The sequence below is a fragment of the Chryseobacterium limigenitum genome, from assembly GCF_900114875.1.
Classification (GTDB): domain Bacteria; phylum Bacteroidota; class Bacteroidia; order Flavobacteriales; family Weeksellaceae; genus Chryseobacterium; species Chryseobacterium limigenitum.
In genome coordinates this window covers 88,482-110,973 of record NZ_FPKW01000008.1, presented here as the reverse complement: position 1 = coordinate 110,973, position 22,492 = coordinate 88,482, and the positions used below count along the sequence as shown (strand labels likewise).

The window sequence follows — 22,492 nt, the reverse complement described above, 5'->3', positions numbered from 1 at the left end:
GGCTTTACATTGTTATTTTTTAAGAATTTTCTTTGTTATGATTTCTTTTCCATTATCAATTAAGATCATATAAGCTCCGTTTGGCAGATCAGAAAGGTTGTATTTTTCAGATTTTCCCTCGAAAGTTTTCACTTTTTTTCCTGACATATCGATCACGCTTATTTTAGCATTTTTTAAATCATCAGCCTTAATGAAAAGATCATCTTTTACCGGATTTGGATATACTTTGATATTATCAGAAGCTGAAATTTCCGAAGTTCCCAATATAGTTGTTGCCGAAATAACAATATCATCTACCACTACTCCATACGAATAATCTCCCACATCATCATATACAAATCTAAGCTGGAAATTAGCATTGGCATAAGGCGTTAAATCTATATTCGCAGCATCCGCATAAGTAGTAAGCACATAGGCAAATGTGTTAAAATCAATATCCCAAACCCCTGCTTCACCTGAAAAAGTAAATACCTGAACCCAAGAGGTTCCGTTAAACGCCTCAACTTTCAAGGTTGAATCAAGGTCATAAATCTGGTTAGCATATTTAAAAGACAATTTCGGGCTGGAAGCTGCCGAAAGGTTAATAACCGGTGAAATCAATCTCGCATTGGTGTTTATACCAGATGGCCCCACATCGTCATCATCAAAAAAAGCAGCTCCGGTTGGAAATGACGCAAATCCGGTTTGAGTTCCCACTCCCCAATTATAGGTCGTGTCGGGGTTATTCACCGTCCATCCTGCAGGTAAAGTTCCAGTATTAAAGTTCTCTGAAAACAATTGAGCATTGGCCATCCCGCAAGCCAAGACTAATGGAAGTAATATTTTTCTCATGATTATTAATTTTGTATGGTTATGATAAATTTATAAAATAATTAATTAAAATAAAGCATAATCAGAACAAAATCAACAATAACTAACTGTAAATAAGATAATTCACATTTACGAAACAAAAAATCACCCCTCAAAAATAAGGGGCGATCGTATTTTAATTAAAATAATTTAAAGCCTTTTAAGAAAGCATTCTCTGTGCTTTTTTAACCCCTTCCACCAAAGAATCAATCTCCTGGAAAGTATTGTAAATCGCGAAACTCGCTCTCACAGTCCCTGCAATATTAAAGAAATCCATGATAGGCTGTGTACAGTGGTGCCCCGTTCTCACAGCAATGCCCATTTTATCAAGAATCATCCCTACATCAGAAGAAATCCCCGTTCCTTCCAGATTAAAGGAAACAACCCCTGTTCTGTTGGCTTTTTCACCATAAACTTTTAGACTATCGATCTCCAATAACTGTCTTTGAGCATATTCTAACAAAGCATTTTCATGATTTTGGATGGTTGCCTGACCTATTTTTCCAATAAAATCTATTGCAGCTCCAAGAGCAATATTTCCTCCTACATTTGGTGTTCCGGCTTCATACTTAAAAGGCAGACCTGCGTAAGTAGTTCCGTCAAAAGAACATGTTGCGATCATCTCTCCTCCTCCATGAAATGGCGGTAAATCTTCTAAAACCTCCTGTTTTCCGTATAAAATACCTGTTCCCATCGGAGCGTACATTTTATGACCTGAAAAGACGAAGAAATCACAATCCATTTTCTGAACATCGATTGTAAAATGCGGAGCCGACTGAGCGCCATCAATTACAATATAGGCATCAGAATTTTTTCTTGTTTTAGCAATAATTTCTTCAATCGGATTTACAATTCCTAGTGCATTGGAAACCTGATTTACAGAAACAACTTTTGTTTTTTCGCTTAAATATTGATCCAAATAATCAAGTTGAAGAATACCATTTTCGTCAATTGGTATCACACGAAGTTTTGCGCCCGTTCTCTCGCAAAGCAACTGCCAAGGAACGATATTTGAGTGATGCTCAAGATAAGAAATGATAATTTCATCATCCTTTTTAAGCTTCTGCGTTAAAATATACGCGATGAGGTTTAATCCTTCTGTTGTCCCTTTTGTAAAAATTACTTCAAAATCATGTTTAGCATTGATAAATTTCTGAACTTTTCTTCTTGAAAGCTCCATTTCTTCTGTTGCTAACTGACTTAATGTATGAATTCCTCTATGTACATTGGCATTAAGCTCGGTGTAATATTGAGTCCAAACTTCTAAAACTGAATTCGGTTTTTGCGACGTTGCTGCATTATCTAAGTAAACTAATGGCTTACCGTTCACCTGCTGGTTTAATATAGTAAACTGACTTCTTATTTCTTGAATGTCAAACATTTATTAAAATTTTAAATTAAAATGCTCTTATTTAGAACACTTCAAATTTACGGCTTTTTTTTCGAAAGAAAATTGAATAAACATGATTATAGATTTAATCTAAAAATAAAAAACCTGCCAAAATACATTGACAGGTCTTATATTGTGATTAAGAAATTTCTTATTCAGCCGCTGCTTCTTCGGTTGCAGGAGCACCTCCTTCAACTTCAGCCACAACTTCTTCTTCATCGTCATCATCTGCCACTGCACCACCTTTCGCTGCATTTCTAGACATCTTAACAGCCACTACAACTGCATTGTCCGGGTGTACGAAAGAATAACCTTCAGTTTTGATAGTTCCAACATAAAGTTTGTTACCAATTTTAAGAGAAGTAATATCTACTACGATCTCGTCTGGCAAGTTTGCAGGAATAGCTTTTACTTTCAATTTTCTGAAAGACTGACGTAAAACACCACCAGCTACAACACCTTTAGAACGACCAGTGATTCTTACAGGAACTTCCATAACAACTGGCTTATCGTCAGATAATCTGTAAAAGTCTGCATGAATAATTCTGTCCGTAATTGGGTGGAACTGAATATCTTGAAGAACAGCAGGAATTACCTGTCCGTCAACTTCAATAGATACCGTGTGTGCTTCAGGAGTATATACCAAACCTTTGAACGCTTTCTCTGCTGCAGAGAAGTTCAATGGCTCGCCACCTCCGTAAACAACACAAGGAACTAATTCAGCATCACGTAAAGCTTTTGTCGACTTTTTGCCCACGCTTTCTCTTTTTGTACCTTGAATTGTAATTGATTTCATTTATAAAAATTTAAAAATTTGTTTAAAATTTAATTTGCAAACAACTAATTATCAATTAAATAACAAACTTACTGCTAATTGATTGATGCTCGTGAACCATCTTCATAACGTCCGCAAATAGAGGGGCGCAAGATAGCACTTTTATTTTAGTTGTCAAATTATTTTTCACAGGAATTGAGTCAGTTACAATAACTTCCAATAATTTTGAGTTCTCAATATTATCGTAAGCCTTGCCTGAAAGTACTCCGTGAGTTGCCATTGCTCTTACAGATTTTGCTCCCTTTTCCATTAAGATATCCGCGGCTTTACAAAGCGTTCCTGCAGTATCGATCATATCATCAATAAGGATAACGTTTTTGCCCTCTACATCTCCGATAAGGAACATTTCTTCAATTACATTCGCTTTTTTTCTTTCCTTATAAGCAATTACCACTTCTGCACCAAGGTGGCCTGCGTAGTTTTTAGCTCTTTTTGCACCTCCCATATCCGGAGAAGCAATCGTAAGATTATCTAAGTTCAGATCTCTTATATAGTCTACGAAAATAGTGGAAGCATACAAATGATCCACAGGAATTTCAAAGAACCCCTGAATTTGGTCTGCATGCAGATCCATTGTCATAATTCTTGTTGCTCCCGCAGCAGTTAAAAGATTAGCCACCAATTTTGCACCTATCGGCGCTCTTGGCTTGTCTTTTCTGTCTTGTCTTGCAAGTCCGAAATACGGAAGTACAACGGTGATACTTTTCGCAGAAGCTCTTTTTGCAGCATCAATCATTAGAAGAAGTTCTAAAAGATTGTCTGCTGGAGGGAACGTAGATCCGATTAGGAAAACTCTTCCACCTCTTACAGATTCGTCTAAAACAGGCTCAAACTCTCCGTCGCTAAACTCCTGAAAGTTGATTTTCCCTAATTCCTTCCCATAATACTGGGAAATTTTTTCTGCCAAGACCTTACTCGTTCTTGTAGAAAATAGATAACTTAACTGATCGGCCATTTTTACTTTTTAAAAGATTTTGCAAATTTATAAAAAAACCACAAGAATTACTCCTTGTGGTTCATATGTTTTTATTTTCCTTTTCATTAAGGGAATTTCACGCCCGAATATTTATTAGGATCTACCCATGGCAGTGTAGATTTATAAGTAGCATTTATTGACTTAATAAATTCATTAGCGATAATTGCATACCCTCTACCCGTAAGATGTACTCCGTCTAAAGAGAAAGCACCTCCCGTAACAAATTTAGCAGTATACTTCACACCATCCCAAGAAACTCCTGACTGAGATCCAAGCTCAATCATTTTCTTATTAGCATCAACAAAGGCATAACCTTTTGAAGCTGCCGCAGCTTTAATTGTTACGTTGTAAGCATCAATAGCTGTATTGATTTCTGTAATTTCAGATGGAATCAAAATATATTTATCCGCAAAAGGAAAAGCAATACCTCTAGCCGATAAAGAAGCAGGAACACTTGGTTCAGTTTTACCAATTTCGGCTTTTGTAGTTAAAGGCACTAAATCTCCGGCTTTTGCCTGTCTTGCCTGTCCGTATGTTGCACCAAGATAAGCAGCCAAAGCAACTAAAGTTGGATTTCCTGAAGCAGTAGCTGCCGCAGTGATCTGAGCATTTAACGGAGCTAAAGTCTCATCTTTGATAAGCAGCGGGTTTGCAGCAGTCTTAGAAAGAGGTTTAATTCTATCTCCAGCTCCAAATGCCGTTAGCATCTGATTTAATGGTCCGTAAAGATTTGTATTTAAATTATCAATATTCGCTTCACCTGCAGCAACATTTCCGTTTCCTAAAACAGCAGATGTAAGAGGATTTGTAGGAATCGTTGTTAACGAAGGAATAGATGTTACACTAGGAATATTTGCAACAACCCCTTTAGCATTTGTAGTAGCAATCTCGGCGATCAATGCATTATAATACGTGGCAAACTGAGCCGGAGGCGTTAAAGTTTCTACTGAACTATCAGCACCCGCCAAAGCGTATAGTAAAGCATCATTATTACCAATCCATAAAGAAAAGAATGTAGGATTTTGAGCTTTAAAGTCAGCAATAACCGAAGTTGTTGGACTTGATGCAAATCTTACAAAATAAGGATTAGCCGTTTTTAGCAAAACCCCCGAAACGTTTCCGTAGCCAGGAGCTAACAAATGAGCAACTTTTGCTCCCGGAACTCCCATATTATTGAAAGGACCTGCCAAAACAGTATTTGTTACAGTTGTTGCAACGTTATTATTAGCATTTTTAATGTCCGGAGCCCCTGCAATAAAGCTATCAATATAAAGTTTTGTACTAGCAATCTGTACATTTGCACCAACATTCAGAAGAAGACCTCCGTTGTTATCTGCCATTAAAGGCTGTTTGAAATCTCCTCCCCCCGCAAGCTTCATTTGCTGAGCTATCATTGAAGGGTAAGATTCATTTTGCCCATCAATATAAAGAGCCCCGTCTCTATAACCAGAGGTTAATGAGTTTCCTAAAGAAACATACTTAGTAAAATCGGCATCACCTTTAGAAACCTGAACATCCTTTACGTCTGTATCAAATTCATGTTCGCAACTCGTTGTAAAAAGTAACGCGGAAATAGCGATTGTAGAAATTATAATTTTTTTCATAGTCTTTCAATTAAAAAGGATTATAAGATAAACCTAAACCTACATAAAATGCAGTTGCAGTAGATTGTCCATAGAAGCCAAGTAAACTATTTTTCACGTCTCTTGCCTGAGGCATTGCATATCCTCCGGAAACATCAACTCCGAATTGTTTTAGTTTAAATCCAACCCCACCCGTTACAACATACGTATTGTATGAAGGTGTTTCAGGGATAAAGTTTTCGTCAGTATATGGAGATTCATCATAATAAGCACCAAGACGACCAAAGATCTTATCTGTAAATGCATATTGAGTTCCTAACCTAAATGTTTTCGTGTTGTGAAAGTTCTTAGGAGAAACAGAAACCGTAGGATCTGATGGCTGATTTCCAACAGGAGCACTGCCAAAATCCAACGTCAACTTACTGTATCTTTCCCATCCATGGTAGTTGAAATCTGCTGAAACCAACCATTTTGGAGTAATCTTATACGTCAAACCAATAGTATACTCTTCCACCAAAGGCAATGTTGCAGAGAAGCTATCCTTCCCTGATACATCAAGACCTAATAACGGATAGATAGAAGCTGTCGGGAAGCTGAAAGTAGCCTTTCCCTCCTTAGCTTTCATATCAACCGGCGAACGGTAAGCAACACTTACATCAAGCTTTGGATCTGGTCTGAAATAGAAACCAAAACCGTATCCATGTCCGCTTGCCTTACTGTCAAGATTAAGCTCTCCTCCAAATTGTGTAATAGCCTTATCCCATTTTACATCTCCTCTTGCATAGATATAACTTGCACCAAAAGCAAACCAATCATTAAATTTATATGAAATCATTGGCTGAAAATAGAACGCCTTCAGCTCAAGTTTCTGAACCATCTCTTTTCCTTCCCAATCACTTGGATACTTAATCGTACTTCCGAAAGGGGTAGAAAAACTGAAACCAACGGATAGTTTATCGATCGGCCTATAAGCAATTGCTGCATAAAGAGGAGTTCCGATAGGATTATCTGTTTCTGTGCTTTGCAGAGTATTCGTATTCTGGAAGGTAACTTTATTACCTGCAGCAAAAGCTCCCACTGAGATACTCAGTCTTGAAGGAATGAACGACATACCTGCCGGGTTAAAGAATGCCACACTTGCATCCTCAGCATGCGCACTAGTATGTGCCATTGCCAATTGCTTTACCCCTTGCAGAGACACTCTGAAGCCTCCGGCGTAAGATAAAACACCCGCCAATAAAGCAGTTGATACTAATATTTTTTTCATAGACTATTATTATATAACCCAAATATAAAATTATTTTAGTTACACCTGTTAATAAATCTTAAAATTTTAAACATTATGCCAAAAGAAAATTATGTTTAAAATAACACTTTAACGAAAATAGACCTTAAACACATAACTATTAAGCATTTAATAACATTTTACCGACCAATCAAGTTTTTCGTTTAATATTAAACAATGATGTTGACGAATATTTGAATTTTTTAGAATTACATAAAGATAAAAATATATAAATTTGCAAGAACAAATAAAAGTTATATGAGTTGTGGATGTAAAACATCCGGCGATTCTGCACATTCTTGCGGACCCAAGAAAACCGCGAATGGCTGTGAAAGTGTAAATACCTGTGGTAATAGTTATAAATTAAGTGTTTTCGACTGGCTGTCTAACATCAATAATCCTGCATCTAACAGGTGTGATTATGTTGAAGTTAGATTTAAAAATGACAGAAAATTATTTTATAAAAATGTAAATAATGTTCCTTTACATATAGGTAGCGTAGTAACAGTAGAATCAAGTCCCGGACATGATGTAGGTGTGGTAAGTCTCACCGGAGAATTAGTGAAAATTCAGATGAAGAAGAAAAGAACTTCTGAAGAATCGGCACTTAAAATATATAGATTAGCGAACCAAAAAGACATTGAAGTCTGGCAGGAAGTTAGAAAAAAAGAAGACAGCGTAAAAATAGAAGCCCGAAAGATAGCTCACAGACTAGGCCTTGAAATGAAGGTTACGGATGTTGAATATCAAGGAGATGCCTCTAAGGTTACATTTTATTACACTGCTGATAATCGAATAGATTTCAGACAGTTAATTAAAGATTACGCCTCAACTTTCAGAACTAAAATCGATATGAAACAGATCGGTTTCAGACAGGAAGCTGCAAAAGTCGGAGGAATCGGATCGTGTGGAAGAGAACTATGTTGTTCAACCTGGTTAACGGATTTCAGATCGGTAAACACCAACGTTGCAAGATATCAGCAATTGAGTATCAATCCTCAAAAACTGGCCGGACAATGCGGTAAGCTTAAATGTTGTCTTAATTATGAATTAGACAGTTATCTTGATGCTTTAAGCAACTTCCCTTCTTCTTCTACCGTGTTAGATACAGAAAAAGGAAGAGCTTTTTGTATCAAAATCGACGTTTTCAAAAAGAAAATGTGGTTTGCGTATGTAGACAGCTCAATGGCTTGGTATGATTTTGATATTGATTTGGTTAAAAAGCTGATCGCACAAAATAAAAAAGGAGAAAGAACTCCTCCTCTTGAAGATCTTAAGCAACCCGATGCACCTTTGCACACGATTGACCTTATTCAGGAGAACAGTGTTGACAGATTTGAGAAGAAAAACAAAAGTTTTAACAAAAACAGACCTCAAAATCAGAATCAAAACAGCCAAAATCAAGGCCCAAGGAAACCAAGGCCAGAAAGATCAGACAGACCTCAAAATGCTGATAAATCTGACCGTCCGGAAAGATCTGAAAGACCGGCAAGAACAGAAAATCCGAACCCGAATGCCAACAATTCTAACAACCCAAAGCAGCAAAGGCCGCCTCAGCAGCCAAAAGCACAGTTAGAAAAAGTAAAGGCAGAGGGAAGCGCGGATCCTGAAAAAAAGCCTCAAACTAACCCGAATAAGAAAAAATTCAAGAAGAAATTTCCTCCAAAAAAAGATAATAATGCATAAAATTTTAGGATTATTAACTCTTATCCTTTTCTTTAGCTGTAACTCTTCTGCCGAGGGGGACGTTACCATGAATTCTGTTGATAATAAATGGAATAAGAAAAGTGAACAAAAATTTAATCTAGAAATTTCAGATCTGCAAAATCCTAAAAATATTATATTTGTTGTAAGAAATAACAATGATTATCCTTACAGTAATATAAGATTTATTGTAAATTTCACCAATCTTCAGAATAAAAAAAAGGAAACCGACACATTGAATTATGTATTGGCAAAACCAAACGGAGAATGGCTTGGTACAGGTTTTGGCGACACAAAGGAGACGCTTTTTCAATATAAATTGAATTACAAATTTCCTGTGAAAGGCAAGTATGAGATCGGCGTGGTGCAAGCCATGAGAAACGATGCTCTTCCCGGAATTGAAGATATTGGAGTAAAAATAGAAACGGCTAAACCGTAATCATAAATGGAAGTAAACAAACAAAACGCAGGAAGCAAAGGAAAAACATTCCCCCTTCCTCCCAAAAAAAATGGCAAAAAAACCGGTTGGAAAAAATGGGTGAGCTTTATTTGGATTGGACTCATTGCAGTCGTTTTAGGAATTTCAGGACTTTTCTTTGCCGTTTCTCAAGGCTTTCTTGGAGAAATGCCCGATGTAAAAGAGCTTGAAAATCCGGATATTTACGTTGCATCTGAAATTTATTCAGCTGACGGTTTGCTATTAGGTAAGTTTGAAAAAGAAAAAACTCAGCCTATTACCTATAAAGATCTTCCTCCTTATCTTGTTTATGCTTTACAGGCTAAAGAAGATGAGCGTTTTAAAGAACACTCAGGAATTGATTTACAGTCAGTTGCCAGAGCCGTTGTTTACGGAGGTGGACGAGGCGGAGGTTCTACGATTACTCAACAGCTTGCAAAATTACTTTTCACCAATGGAGCATCTCAAAATAAAATTGAAAGAGCATTCCAGAAATTAAAAGAATGGGTTGTTGCGGTAAGTCTTGAAAAAAGATATACCAAAGAAGAGATTGTTACTTTATATTTCAACAAATTCGACTTTTTATACAATGCAAACGGCGTTGAAATGGCTTCAAGAATCTATTTCAATAAAAAAACATCTCAACTTACCCTTCCGGAAGCAGCAATGTTCGTAGCAATGCTGGAAAATCCGGTAAAGAATAACCCTATGAGAAATATCGACAGGGCTAAAACGAGAAGAGACGTTGTGTTGGAGCAAATGCAGAAAACAGGTTATATCGATCAGGCAACTTATGATAAAGCTGTTAGTACGCCGATTACATTAGATTATCATCCAATTAAAAATATTAGTGACGATTATTCTGCTTACTATAAATTTTATTTGAAAAAAGAAATTGATAATTATCTTAAAGATTACGAAAAGCAGACAGGTAAAAAACTAAACCTTTATAAAGATGGTTTAAAAATATATGTTACTCTTGATTCTAAGATGCAAAAGTATGCAGAAGATGCAATCAGAGAACACTTAACAGATCTTCAAAAAAGATTTGATGCTGAGCAAAGAGGCAGAAAAAACAGACCTTTCTATTACTTAACAAATACTCAGGTCAACAGTGTAATGCTTCAGGCGATGAAAAGAACCGGACGTTACAAACAATTGAAGGCAGCCGGAGTTCCTGAAGATTCAATCATGATGGAATTCCACAAACCAATCAAAACTTCACGTTTCACTTGGGCCGGAGAAGAAGAAGTTGAAATGTCTCCTTGGGATTCTATCAGATATCACAAACAAATTGCTCAGGCAGGTTTGATGTCTATGGTTCCGGGAACAGGTGAAATTAAAGCTTGGGTTGGAGGTATCGACTGGCAACATTTCCAGTATGATCACATCAAACAAGGAAAAAGACAGGTTGGTTCAACATTCAAGCCTTTCGTATATGCAACTGCTATTATGAAATTGGGAATGACACCTTGCTCAACGGTATCCAACGGAACTTACGATCATAAAGGATGGCATGTACCGGGAAGAGGAGGAATGCTTACTCTTAAAGATGCACTAGCCAACTCTCAAAACCCTGTAGCTGCAAGACTTATTGAAATGACAGGTGTTGATGCCGTAATTCAAACAGCAAGAGATCTGGGGGTAACGGAAGAAATTCCAAGAAACAATACGATCGCTTTAGGTTCATCAGATATTACAATCTATGAAATGCTTGGAGCTTACAGTACTTTCGCCAACTACGGAAATCACAACAAACCGGAAATGATCTGGAGAATTGAAGATGCCAACGGTAGAGTGATTAAAGAAGTAAATGTAGAGCCAAAAGAAGTAATGAATCCTTTATATGCTTACACCATGATTGAATTAATGAAAGGTGTTGCCCAATACGGAACCGCTTCAGGCGAACTAGGAAGAAGAGGAATCTCAAAAGCTGTTGAAATTGCTGCTAAAACAGGTACAACACAGAATAACTCCGATGGTTGGTTTATGGGAATTACTCCAAAACTGGCAACAGGAGCCTGGGTTGGATGGGAAGACAGAGCAACCCACTTCTTAGGAACAGGAGAAGGTCAGGGAGCAAAAATGGCTTTACCAATCTGGGCAATCTTTATGAAGAAAGTCTGGGCTGATAAAACATTAGGAATATCACCTGACGATAAATTCACAAAACCTTCCGATTGGAAAGACGGATGTTCCGGCTTAAAAGGTATTGGCGGAGGTTATGGTGATGACGGGGGTCTTCAAACAATTGACGAGATCAAAAACCCGAAACCTGTAGATCATACTCCTAAAAACAATTCACAAAAGAAAGATGAAAATGTTAATGAAAACCTACATTCTTCAGATGAGGTAGATTTTAATAAATAAATTCTCTTTTAGAAATACACAAGACCTTTCAATTATTTGGAAGGTCTTTTCTTTTATTATTAATAACTTTGATTCATGAATATCGAAAACATCAAACAACCTTTTATAAAAATTTTTCCTGGAGATTTTTCGGGTAATACCATTCAGAGAAATACGCCTAAAGTTTTATTTTCAACTATAAATCCTGTTGGTTTTGAAAATCCTGAATTGATTATTTTTAATGAAAAGCTTTCGGAAGAAATAGGATTAGGCCATTTTGAAGAAAAAGATCTGGATTTTCTTGTCGGAAATAATCTTCCTGAAAATATTCAAACTTATGCAACAGCTTACGCAGGGCATCAGTTTGGAAACTGGGCAGGGCAATTAGGTGACGGAAGAGCAATTTTAGCCGGTGAAATCACAAATACCTCCGGTAAAAAGACAGAAATCCAATGGAAAGGAGCTGGCGCAACACCTTATTCCAGACATGCAGATGGAAGAGCCGTGTTGAGGTCTTCTGTTCGCGAATATTTAATGAGTGAAGCGATGTATCATTTAGGAGTTCCTACCACAAGAGCATTAAGTTTATCTTTTACAGGAGAAGACGTGGTAAGAGACATGATGTATAGCGGAAATCCTCAAAAAGAAAAAGGAGCAGTTGTTGTAAGAACAGCCGAAAGTTTTCTTCGATTCGGGCATTTTGAATTGATGTCTGCTCAAGAGGAATATGATACTCTGGAAAAGCTTGTTAATTTTTCCATTGATGAATACTTTCCCGAAATCAAATCCGAAGGAATCCAAAAATACAAAGACTTTTTTGAAAGTATTTGTAAAAAGACAGCTAACCTTATGGTCGAATGGTTCAGAGTTGGTTTCGTTCATGGGGTAATGAATACGGATAATATGTCAATTTTAGGATTGACCATAGATTATGGACCTTATTCTATGATGGATGAATATGATCTAAATTTCACTCCCAACACAACAGATCTACCCGGAAGAAGATATGCTTTCGGAAAACAAGGCCAAATTTCACAATGGAACCTCTGGCAATTGGCCAATGCGCTGCATCCAATCATAAAAGATGAACAGTTTCTGGAAAAAACATTAAATGAGTTTGGAGACTATTTCTGGAAATCCCACGATAATATGCTTTGTAAGAAATTCGGATTTGATCAATTACTTGATGGTGATGAAGAGTTTTTCACAAACTGGCAGGGACTCATGCAGGAATTAAAGCTGGACTACACTCTGTTTTTTAATCAATTAGAGAAAATTGATGATAAAAATGATATTAAACATGCATTTGAAAGTATTTCGTACATTTTTTTAGACTCTGAAAAACTCTTAAAAATTGAGGATTTCATAATTACTTATAAAGCCAGAATTAGCAGAAATTTAATTTCAAAAGAAGAATCCAATAGCTTAATGAGAAAAACAAACCCTAAATTCATTTTAAGAAATTTTCTATTATATCAATGTATCGAAGAAATTAATTTAGAAAAACCTGAAATGCTTAATAAATTAATAACAGCATTAAAAAATTCTTATGAAGAAATTTATTCCGAATTTTCAATAAAAAGACCATCAGAATACGATGGTATTTCCGGATGCTCGATGCTTTCGTGCAGTTCTTAAATTTATCAACAATCCATTAATATAGTATTTAGAATGAGTTTTTTTCATCATTAATCTTTTTTTGTTATATTTACATAAAATAAAAAATATCATGAAAAAACTTCTACTATCTCTAAGTTTATTGTTTATTGGAGCTTCTTTAGAGGCCCAGACATTATTATCAGAAAATTTTGAAGGGACTACATTTCCTCCAACAGGATGGACTAGATCAAGCACAGTTACATCAAGACCTTGGGATTTTACTCCTGTCGTTTTTGGTACTGGAGCATCTTCTTTTGTAATTGCTGGAACTAAATCAGCTGGTATTAATTATATTGCTCAGGCAAATACTGCTAATTTAGTAAGCCCTTCTTTTAGTTTAGTTGGAGCAGCATCTCCCTCATTAAACTTTAAAGCAGTGGTAGGATATTCATATATGATAGCGCTTGATGCTGGAAATTTACTGGCACAAATTTCAACTAATGGAGGAACAACATGGACCACTCTATGGACTGAAGATGGTGAAGCAGGCTTTATGGACGATGGAGATGGGAATGACAATACAGATCTTTACAACCAAAACATTGTCTCGAAACAAATAAGTTTAACACCATACATTGGGCAAGCAAACGTTCAAATCAGATTCCAATATACAGGAAATGACGCAGATGGCGTTTCAATAGATGATGTAACAGTAACGGCAACTACGCTTTCTACTAATGAAGCAGGGAAAAAGTTAAAAGCAACAAACATTTACCCTAACCCAACAAAAGGAGAGATCAACATCAAAACTGATAAAAAGATAAAATCTTCAACAATATTAGATTTTTCAGGAAAATCAGTATTGAAATCAACATCTGACAGAGTTGACATCTCTTCTCTTCCAAAAGGAGGATACTTATTACAAGTTGAATTCTCTGACGGAACAACTACTTCAGAAAAAGTAATTAAAGAATAATTATTCACCATATAATCTTTTTTAAAGCTCACCGATTTGGTGAGCTTTTTATTTTTACATTTGCAAAAAATTGATAACAAGTGGCTTTCAAATCTAAATTAATTAATATTTTAAAATTAATATTTCCATCAAGCTTTATCGAATTGGGCATTTTTGCATTTTTCTTGATATGCTATGGAATTTTGGGTTCATACATTGCGCTTAATTACAGAATAATTTTTGACGACAGAATTCCCTGGGATGCTTATTTTAGCTTTGATAACCGCTCAATCATAATGACAGGTGGAAGTTTCGAAAGACATCCTTTAGCTTATTATTTTTTTAATTGGATAAGAGAATTGGCTTTACTTATTTCAGATGGAAAAACAAACGACACATTCAGGCTTACCCTAGCCTGGTTCAGCAATTTAGTTATCAGTTTAAGTATCGTTCAGATTTTTAAATACCTCAAAAACATCATTACCCTTCCCTTATTCTTTAGCCTATTAATAACTCTCTTTTTTGGAATATTTTCAACAAATATTATTCTTTCTTTTACCCCGGAGAACTTTACGTACACCTTATTTTTACTGACTTCATTTAATTATTACGCAGCTGTAAAAATTAAGAAAGAAGAAAAAATCCCGGCGATACCACTAATTTTAGCAGGAATTTCAATCGGCGGACTTACCGTTACAAACATTGTAAAAGTTTTTATTCCAGTAGCATTTGAAAAAGGACTTTTCAAAAATTGGAAAAAACTCGGAAATGCTGTTTTAAGAGTAGGATTAACAAGCATCTGCTTCATATTATTATACTTAAACAGAATTGATTTTAAGTACAAAACGATATTTTCGAAAACCAATAGCCAATATGAAAAATTTTCCAATGTAAAATCAACTCCGGCTTGGGACATGATTTCATCTTATTTTTTTGGAGGCAACATTTTATTTCCAAGTTTTATCATCCGTAATAAACACAACATGAAAGGCTTCGATTTCAAAGGTCTGTTTATGGATGTTTATACTTCATGGATTCCTTATGTATTTATTTCTTTACTTTTGATATTGATTTTGTGGAGTTATTTTAGGAATTTCAAAAATAAATTTGTTCAGATATTAATGATCTCTTTTTTCATTGACATCATCATCCATTGCATTATGAGATTTGGACTTCATACCTCCTACATCTACGGCGGTCACTTCGTTTTTGTTTATCCGCTACTCTTAGGATGGCTGTTTTATTCTTACAAATCATCACCCAAAATTTTATCATTTCTAACGGTTATTTTAGGCGTTTTATTTACTTATTTAGCCTTCAATAATTATTTAAGAATGACAGAATTTTTCTGGTTTATAAATCAATATTATCAATAAAAAAAGCTGAGAAAATTCTCAGCTTTGATATTTTATATTTTAAAAAAATTATTTTGCTTCTGCACAGAAAATCCTGTATTGCACAGGAATTGCTGATTTAAAATACTCTCTAACCTTAGAAAGATCCGATGCCGCACTTTGTTTTGTAAAGTAACTTCCTGCCAAGATTTTATAATTTGGTCTTAAAGAAGCATCTGTTTCAACTTTCAAATTAGGGAATCTTCTTCTGAAATAAGACTTCACTTCATTAGCCTCTTCATTGCTCTTCACAGTCGTAATTTGAAGTTTATATCCTAAAATTCGAGGATTTTTTCTGCAAATTTCTGCATTTGTAAGCTCTCTGTTGGGAACATAAATCTTTGTTGGCTTCGTATAAGAAGTGTCATCATCATTATCTCTTGACGAATTATTTGTTGCTACTCTGGAACATTTGTCCTCCAAACTCCCCAAAGCATCACTCACTTTCGGATCCATAGACATGATTAACTCTGTTCCGGATAAAGTATCTTTCTTCACAACCTGCTGTGCTCCAATATTATAAAACCCTAATAATGATAATACTGAAAATATTTTGATTAAATTTTTCATTTAAACTTGTTTCGGCAAATTTATACAAATTAAAAAATTATACCAAACTGAGTTATTTAGAATTAATACAAATTAACCACAAATGATATTTTCCCCTCTCGTTATGGCGTTAAATTCCTGTTAAAAATATTATTTTTGCGGGATTGATTGGTTCAATATTTTACTAACATAAGATAATTTAAATGATTAGTTGGAGAAAGCATTATAAACAAACGTTGATCGCAATAGGCTTATTGCTATCAACCAGTGCTTCAATTTACGGGCAAGACGGCGATCCTAAAAACGGAGAGAAACTTTTCAAAGCGAATTGTACTGCATGTCACGCGCTGGACAAACAAGTAATAGGACCTCCTTTGAAAGGGGTTGTAGAACGAGTGAAGACAGAAGGCGGTGTAGACAAAGATTGGCTTCACAAGTGGATCAAAGACAATAAAGCTCTTAGAGCTTCTGGGGATAAATACGCGAATGAGATTTTCGAAAAATTCAATAAAACTGAAATGTTGCAGTTTCCGAATCTTACAGATAAGGATATTGATGATATTTTAGCTTTTACAACTAATCCTCCGGCTCCAGAACCGGAACCAGCTGCTACAACAGCTACTGGCACAGACGCTGCAGCAGCGGCTCCTGCAGACAAAACGACTACTAGCGTTGTCATTATTTCACTTCTTGCAATTGCGGCATTATTAGTTTGGATCTTAATTAAACTAAGACAATTAGTAAAACTAGGTCAATCTGAAGACTTGGCTGGACTTAACGAAACTAGAGTTAAATCTTTCAGCGAAATCTATGAAAAATACCATTATGTAGGTAAAGGATTATTAACGATCCTGGCTATTTTGGCAACTTATGGAATTTGGAACTGGATCATGTGGATCGGAGTTTACAAAGGATACAAGCCAGAACAGCCTATCTATTTCTCTCACAAAATCCACGCTGGAGAACAGAAAATTGACTGTCAGTTATGTCACTCTAGTGCTAAATACGGTAAGGTATCTGAAATCCCTTCTATGAACGTTTGTATGAACTGTCACAGAACGATTTCCGAATACAACGCTAAGCATTACATGGAACCTGGAAAAGACAAAGCATTCTACGACGGAGAAATTCAGAAAATTTATGCTGCGACAGGTTGGGATCCTGCAAAACAACAGTATACAGGTAAAACTCAGCCAGTTGAATGGACGAGAATCCACAACATGCCGGATTTCGTGTACTTTAATCACTCTCAGCACGTAGTAGCAGGTGAACAAGCAATCATTAATTCTTTCAACAAAAAGAATCCAACAAACAAAATTGATGTTGTTTGTAAAGCTTGTCACGGAAAAATTGATACAATGAATGTTGTTCAAATGGCTAATGACTTCACAATGGGATGGTGTATTGAATGTCACAGAACTACTGAAGTGGACATGAACAACGGTTATAATAAAGAATACTTCAAAAATCTACACGAAAAGCTTAAAAAGCAATACCCTAAAGACGGAGGTAAAATTACTGTAGACGCAATTGGAGGTCTTGAGTGTGGTAAATGTCATTATTAATAACTAAAAATTAGAAGTATAAATGGCTTCAAACAAAATACAATTTAGAAGTATTCATGAACTTAAAGACCCGGCTTTAAATAATAAGCTGGCTCAGAAAGAGTTTCAGGAAGAAATTCCGGTAGAAGATTTCCTTGGAGATGCTGAACAAAACGGATCAAGTACTTCAAGAAGAGATTTCTTAAAGTTACTAGGATTCTCTACAGCGGCGGTAACGCTTGCTGCTTGTGAAGCTCCGGTAATTAAAACGATTCCTTACGTGGTAAAACCTCACGATATTATTCCGGGGGTTCCAAATTACTACGCTTCAACATATTTTGATGGGTTCGATTTCGCTAGTGTTTTAGTAAAAACTCGTGAAGGTAGACCAATCAAAATTGATCCAAACCCGGCAGCTGGTGATTTAGGTAAAACTAACGCTAGAGCTCAGGCAGCTGTACTTTCTCTTTATGATAATGATAAAGTAAAGCAACCTAAGCTAGACGGTAAAGACGAAACTTTCGACAAAGTAGATGATTTCGTTCTTAAAGGATTAGAAGAAGCTAAAGCGGCAGGAAAGAAAATCGTTCTTTTATCTCAATCTTTTGCTTCACCAACTTTCAAAAAGCTATTCGCTGATTTTAAAGCAAAATATCCTACAGCTGAATTGGTAACTTTTGATGCTTTCCCTTACTCTGCAGGATTAGATGCTGCTCAGGAGGTATTCGGACAAAGAGCATTACCGGTTTACGATCTTAAAGGTTCTGAATTAGTAGTTTCTTTCCAGGCAGATTTCTTAGGAGATTACAACGCGGGAAGCTTAGAAACTTCTTTTGCAGAAGCAAGAAAACCGGGAGCAAACATGTTGAGACACATCCAAGTGGAATCAAACATGTCTTTAACTGGTGCTAATGCTGACTCAAGATATAGATTAAAGCCAAGTGCTGTAAACAAAACTTTAGTTGAAGTTTACAATGCAATCGTAGGAGGAGGCGCTGCTTCTGACAAGATTGCTTCTGAGATCGTAAAAGAATTACAGGCTAAAGGCAGCAAAGCTGTTGTATTGGCTGACGGTTCTAAAGGAGCTCAGGTTCTTGCACACTTAATCAACCAAAAATTAGGTTCAGTAGCTTTCACTGGTAAAGCAAACTTCTTAAGAGAATTTGACAAAGCAAGATATAACGAATTCTTAACATGGGTAAATGCAGGACAAGTTGGAGTATTAATTACAAACAACGTAGATCCTATCTATTCTCATCCAAAAGGAGAAGATTTCAAGAAATCTTTAACTAAGGTTCCTTATGTAGTTGCTGTTGCAGATAAGAAAAATGAAATGTACAAAGCAGCGAAAGCTGTAATTCCTGTAGCTAACTGGCTAGAATCTTGGGGTGATATGGAACCTCAGACCGGAGTTTATACATTAATGCAGCCTACAATCCAAAAAATCTACAAATCAAGACAGATCGAAGAATCTTTATTGGTTTGGAAAAACGGAAAAAACAACGCTGCTAATAACTACTACGATTATTTAAAAGCTAGTTCTGCTTCAATCTTAGGAGCGACTTCTTTCAACAAAGCTTTATATAACGGTATTGTTCCTTCTAATAATGCAACGACTTTGTCTTATGCAGGTGGAAATGCTGCTCAGGCTATTGCTGAATTAGGAAACTTCAAAGCTTCTGATCTGGAATTGGTATTATATACTAAGACTTCAATGGGAGACGGTACTCAGGCAAACAACCCTTGGTTGCAGGAATTACCGGATCCAATCACTAGAATGTCTTGGGATAACTACTTGACAATTTCTCCTAAAGATGCAGAAAGATTAGGTATTGAAAACGATCTTAATGCTAGAATGCAGTTAGACGGTTCAATTGTAAACCTTACTGTAAACGGAGTAACAATAAAAGACGTTCCTGTATTCATTCAACCGGGACAAGCAGACGGATCAGTTGGTCTTGCGCTTGGATATGGTAAGAAAAACTCAGGGGCAACTGCTGATACGGGTGTAAACGCTTATCCTTTATTTGATGGTTCTAACTTAGTTGTATCAAACGCTAAGATCGAAAAAACAGGTGAAGATCATGAGTTTGCAGGTATTCAGCTTCAGAATACTCTAATGGGACGTTACGAGATTGCTAAAGAAGTTCCTTTAGCTGAATATATCAACGTAGCATTCGATGACGAGCACAAAGGATGGAACAAGCCTTTGGAGTACCACACGATCAGCGGAGCATTACCAGCAGGTAAAATTGACCTTTGGGATGCATTCGATGATACAGATGGCCCTCACTTCAACTTATCTGTTGACTTGAACTCTTGTACTGGTTGTGGAGCATGTATTATTGCTTGTCAGGCAGAAAACAACGTTCCTGTTGTAGGTAAAGAAGAGATCAGAATGTCCAGAGATATGTATTGGTTAAGAATTGACCGTTACTACTCTGCTAAAGAAAAGATCGAAACTAAAGAAGGTATTGAAAGAGGACTTAACGTTCCTAACTTATACAACATCTTAATCGAGCCAAACGAAAGTCCTGATGTGATTTTCCAACCGGTAATGTGTCAGCACTGTAACCACGCTCCATGTGAAACTGTATGCCCGGTAGCGGCTACTTCTCACAGTAAGCAAGGTCAAAACCACATGGCTTACAACAGATGTATCGGTACTAGATATTGTGCAAACAACTGTCCGTACAAAGTAAGACGTTTCAACTGGTTTACATATAACCTGAATGATAAATTCGACTTCAATCAAAATAACGATTTAGGAAGAATGGTTCTTAACCCGGATGTTGTTGTAAGAACAAGAGGGGTTATGGAGAAATGTTCAATGTGTATCCAAAAGACTCAGGCAACTATTCTAACGGCTAAAAAAGAGGGAAGAAGAGTTACAGACAATGAATTCCAAGAATCGGTTGCTTGTGCAGCAGCTTGTTCTACAGGATCCATGAAGTTTGGAGACATGAATGACAAAGAATCTGAAATTAGAAAATTATATTCTAGCAACAGAAGATATTATTTACTAGAAGAGATCGGAACCAAACCAAACGTGTTCTATCACACTAAAGTAAGAAACAGAGTAGAAAAATAAAGTTTAAATAATAAATAGGTAAAAAATGTCAGGACATTACGAAGCTCCGATAAGGGAACCTCTAATTATTGGTCACAAAACTTATCACGATATCACAGAAGATATTGCACGACCTATCGAAGAAAGAGCAGGAAAATTATGGTGGGTATCACTATATGCAGCCTTAGTTCTTTTCATCTACGGATTCGGCTGTATCGCTTATACTATCGGGACAGGTATTGGAGCATGGGGGCTTAACAGAACTATTAACTGGGGTTGGGATATTACCAACTTCGTATGGTGGGTAGGTATCGGTCACGCCGGAACACTTATCTCCGCAGTATTATTATTATTTAGACAGCGTTGGAGAATGTCTGTAAACCGTTCAGCTGAGGCGATGACTATCTTCGCGGTTGTTCAGGCGGCAATCTTCCCTGTTATCCACATGGGTAGAGTTTGGGTAGGATATTGGGTTTTCCCTTTACCTAACCAGTTTGGTTCTCTTTGGGGGAACTTCAACTCTCCTCTACTTTGGGACGTATTTGCGATCTCTACGTATTTCTCAGTATCAACTGTATTCTGGTTCATGGGATTGATCCCTGACTTTGCGATGATCAGAGATAGAGCAAAAACTCCTTGGACAAAGAAAATTTATACATTCCTAGCATTCGGTTGGGGTGGTAAAGCAAAACACTGGCAGAGATTCGAAGAACTTTCTTTGGTTCTTGCAGGTTTGGCAACTCCGCTTGTATTCTCAGTACACACTACCGTATCTTTTGACTTCGCAACTTCGGTTATTAAAGGATGGCACTCTACGATCTATCCTCCTTACTTCGTTGCTGGAGCAATCTTCTCAGGATTTGCAATGGTACAAACACTATTGTTGATCGCTAGAAAAGTTTGTCACTTAGAAGACTATATTACAATGTATCATATCGAAATTATGAACATCGTAATCATCTTAACAGGTGGTATGGTAACTGTAGCATATGCAACTGAATATTTCATCGGATGGTACTCAGGATCAAGATTTGAAGACTTTACTTATCTTTCTCCAGGTGCAGCAACCGGTCCTTACTGGTGGGCGTTCTGGGCATTGATTAGCTGTAACTTAATTATTCCTGCACTATTCTGGTTCAAGAGAATAAGAACAAATATCATTGCAACATTTATTATTGCATTAATCATCAACATCGGTATGTGGTTCGAGCGTTTTGATATCATCGTTATCAACCTTTCTAGAGACTACTTACCTGGATCTTGGACAATGTTTAAGCCAACGATCATTGATGTGGGTGTATACTTAGGAACAATCGGATTCTTCTCTGTATTATTCTTATTATACGCAAGAACATTCCCTGTAATTGCACAGGCCGAATTGAAATCAATTCTGAAAATCTCAGGTGAAACTTATAAAGCAAAAGAAGGAGATGAGCACCACTAAAATTGTATACGGACTTTATGCTGATGACGACGATTTAATGAACGGCGTTAAAGCATTCAACGATAAAGGGATTGCGATAAACGAAGTTTATACTCCATTCCCGGTTCACGGACTAGATAAAGCTTTAGGTTTAAAGAAAACTAGAATCTCTGATGCTGCATTCTTCTACGCACTTTATGGTGTTACTATTGGTGCAACAGTTACCTGGTACGTAATGAACCATGACTGGCCTCAAAATATTGGTGGTAAACCTGCTTTTGACTGGGCGCACAACATGCCTGCATTCGTAGTTCCAATGTTTGAATTGATGGTTTTCTGCGCTGCTCACATGATGTCATTAACTTTCTTAGTAAGAAACAAAATGTATCCCGGAGCTCCTGCACAAAACCCGGATCCTAGAACTACAGATGATAAATTCCTTATGGAGTTTGTAACTGAAGATGTAGAATCTGTAAAGCAGTTGCTTATTGAAACCGGAGTTGAAGAAATAACTGTTAAAGACGCTTAAA

The 22,492-nt window shown here is 36.5% G+C and carries 17 protein-coding genes; 10 read left to right on the top strand and 7 right to left on the bottom strand.

The features are described from left to right. Positions 1-12 precede the first annotated feature (12 nt). The 6 genes from BT156_RS11680 to BT156_RS11655 all read right to left on the bottom strand — a co-directional run bounded on the left by BT156_RS11680 (position 13) and on the right by BT156_RS11655 (position 6,900). Positions 13-831 carry a T9SS type A sorting domain-containing protein gene (locus BT156_RS11680; protein WP_072410280.1) on the bottom strand — a complete coding sequence of 273 codons (819 nt, stop codon included), beginning with the start codon at positions 829-831 and terminating at the stop codon, positions 13-15. Positions 832-1,009: 178 nt separating this feature from the next. Then, a complete protein-coding gene (locus BT156_RS11675; RefSeq protein WP_072410279.1) occupies positions 1,010-2,230 on the bottom strand; it encodes a cysteine desulfurase in 1,221 nt (406 codons plus the stop codon). 160 nt (positions 2,231-2,390) lie between these two features. Beyond that, complete coding sequence (locus BT156_RS11670) at positions 2,391-3,035, bottom strand: 50S ribosomal protein L25/general stress protein Ctc (protein ID WP_072410278.1); 645 nt, start codon at positions 3,033-3,035, stop codon at positions 2,391-2,393. A 55-nt stretch (positions 3,036-3,090) separates the two neighbouring features. Then, on the bottom strand, positions 3,091-4,029 hold the full coding sequence (locus BT156_RS11665; protein ID WP_072410276.1) for a ribose-phosphate pyrophosphokinase: 939 nt from the start codon (positions 4,027-4,029) through the stop codon (positions 3,091-3,093). Positions 4,030-4,115: 86 nt separating this feature from the next. Next, positions 4,116-5,654, bottom strand: a complete 1,539-nt coding sequence (locus tag BT156_RS11660; protein ID WP_072410274.1) for an SGNH/GDSL hydrolase family protein — start codon at positions 5,652-5,654, stop codon at positions 4,116-4,118. Between the two features lie 10 nt (positions 5,655-5,664). Next, on the bottom strand, positions 5,665-6,900 hold the full coding sequence (locus BT156_RS11655; protein ID WP_072410272.1) for an OmpP1/FadL family transporter: 1,236 nt from the start codon (positions 6,898-6,900) through the stop codon (positions 5,665-5,667). A gap of 276 nt (positions 6,901-7,176) precedes the next feature. Between BT156_RS11655 and BT156_RS11650 the strand changes: the two genes are divergently transcribed. The 6 genes from BT156_RS11650 to BT156_RS11625 all read left to right on the top strand — a co-directional run bounded on the left by BT156_RS11650 (position 7,177) and on the right by BT156_RS11625 (position 15,358). Further along, positions 7,177-8,604, top strand: coding sequence for a PSP1 domain-containing protein (locus tag BT156_RS11650; RefSeq protein WP_072410270.1), 1,428 nt, complete (start codon positions 7,177-7,179; stop codon positions 8,602-8,604). Further along, entirely contained in the window at positions 8,597-9,061 is a 465-nt protein-coding gene (locus tag BT156_RS11645; RefSeq protein ID WP_072410268.1) for a gliding motility lipoprotein GldH, read from the top strand. Before BT156_RS11650 ends, BT156_RS11645 begins: the two co-directional genes overlap by 8 nt. A 6-nt stretch (positions 9,062-9,067) precedes the next feature. After that, positions 9,068-11,449: a penicillin-binding protein 1A gene (locus tag BT156_RS11640; RefSeq protein WP_072410267.1), complete on the top strand. Its 2,382-nt coding sequence runs from the start codon at positions 9,068-9,070 to the stop codon at positions 11,447-11,449. Positions 11,450-11,524: 75 nt separating this feature from the next. Beyond that, positions 11,525-13,066, top strand: a complete 1,542-nt coding sequence (locus tag BT156_RS11635) for a protein adenylyltransferase SelO (protein ID WP_072410265.1) — start codon at positions 11,525-11,527, stop codon at positions 13,064-13,066. Positions 13,067-13,157: 91 nt separating this feature from the next. Then, complete coding sequence (locus BT156_RS11630; protein WP_072410259.1) at positions 13,158-14,003, top strand: T9SS type A sorting domain-containing protein; 846 nt, start codon at positions 13,158-13,160, stop codon at positions 14,001-14,003. Positions 14,004-14,083: 80 nt separating this feature from the next. Then, complete coding sequence (locus BT156_RS11625) at positions 14,084-15,358, top strand: DUF6080 domain-containing protein (RefSeq protein ID WP_072410258.1); 1,275 nt, start codon at positions 14,084-14,086, stop codon at positions 15,356-15,358. A 48-nt stretch (positions 15,359-15,406) separates the two neighbouring features. On the opposite strand, the gene BT156_RS11620 is transcribed toward BT156_RS11625, so the two are convergent. Further along, positions 15,407-15,946 carry a sporulation protein gene (locus tag BT156_RS11620; RefSeq protein ID WP_072410257.1) on the bottom strand — a complete coding sequence of 180 codons (540 nt, stop codon included), beginning with the start codon at positions 15,944-15,946 and terminating at the stop codon, positions 15,407-15,409. 182 nt (positions 15,947-16,128) lie between these two features. On the opposite strand from BT156_RS11620, the gene BT156_RS11615 reads away from it, so the two are divergent. Genes BT156_RS11615 through BT156_RS11600 form a run of 4 tightly spaced genes read left to right on the top strand, consistent with a single transcriptional unit; the run spans position 16,129 to position 22,491 of the window. Beyond that, positions 16,129-17,490, top strand: coding sequence for a c-type cytochrome (locus BT156_RS11615; RefSeq protein ID WP_072410256.1), 1,362 nt, complete (start codon positions 16,129-16,131; stop codon positions 17,488-17,490). A 22-nt stretch (positions 17,491-17,512) separates the two neighbouring features. Next, on the top strand, positions 17,513-20,560 hold the full coding sequence (locus BT156_RS11610) for a TAT-variant-translocated molybdopterin oxidoreductase (protein ID WP_072410255.1): 3,048 nt from the start codon (positions 17,513-17,515) through the stop codon (positions 20,558-20,560). Positions 20,561-20,585: 25 nt separating this feature from the next. After that, on the top strand, positions 20,586-21,983 hold the full coding sequence (gene nrfD / locus BT156_RS11605; protein WP_072410253.1) for an NrfD/PsrC family molybdoenzyme membrane anchor subunit: 1,398 nt from the start codon (positions 20,586-20,588) through the stop codon (positions 21,981-21,983). Beyond that, a complete protein-coding gene (locus tag BT156_RS11600) occupies positions 21,970-22,491 on the top strand; it encodes a DUF3341 domain-containing protein (RefSeq protein ID WP_034724188.1) in 522 nt (173 codons plus the stop codon). Before nrfD ends, BT156_RS11600 begins: the two co-directional genes overlap by 14 nt. Position 22,492: the final 1 nt, after the last annotated feature.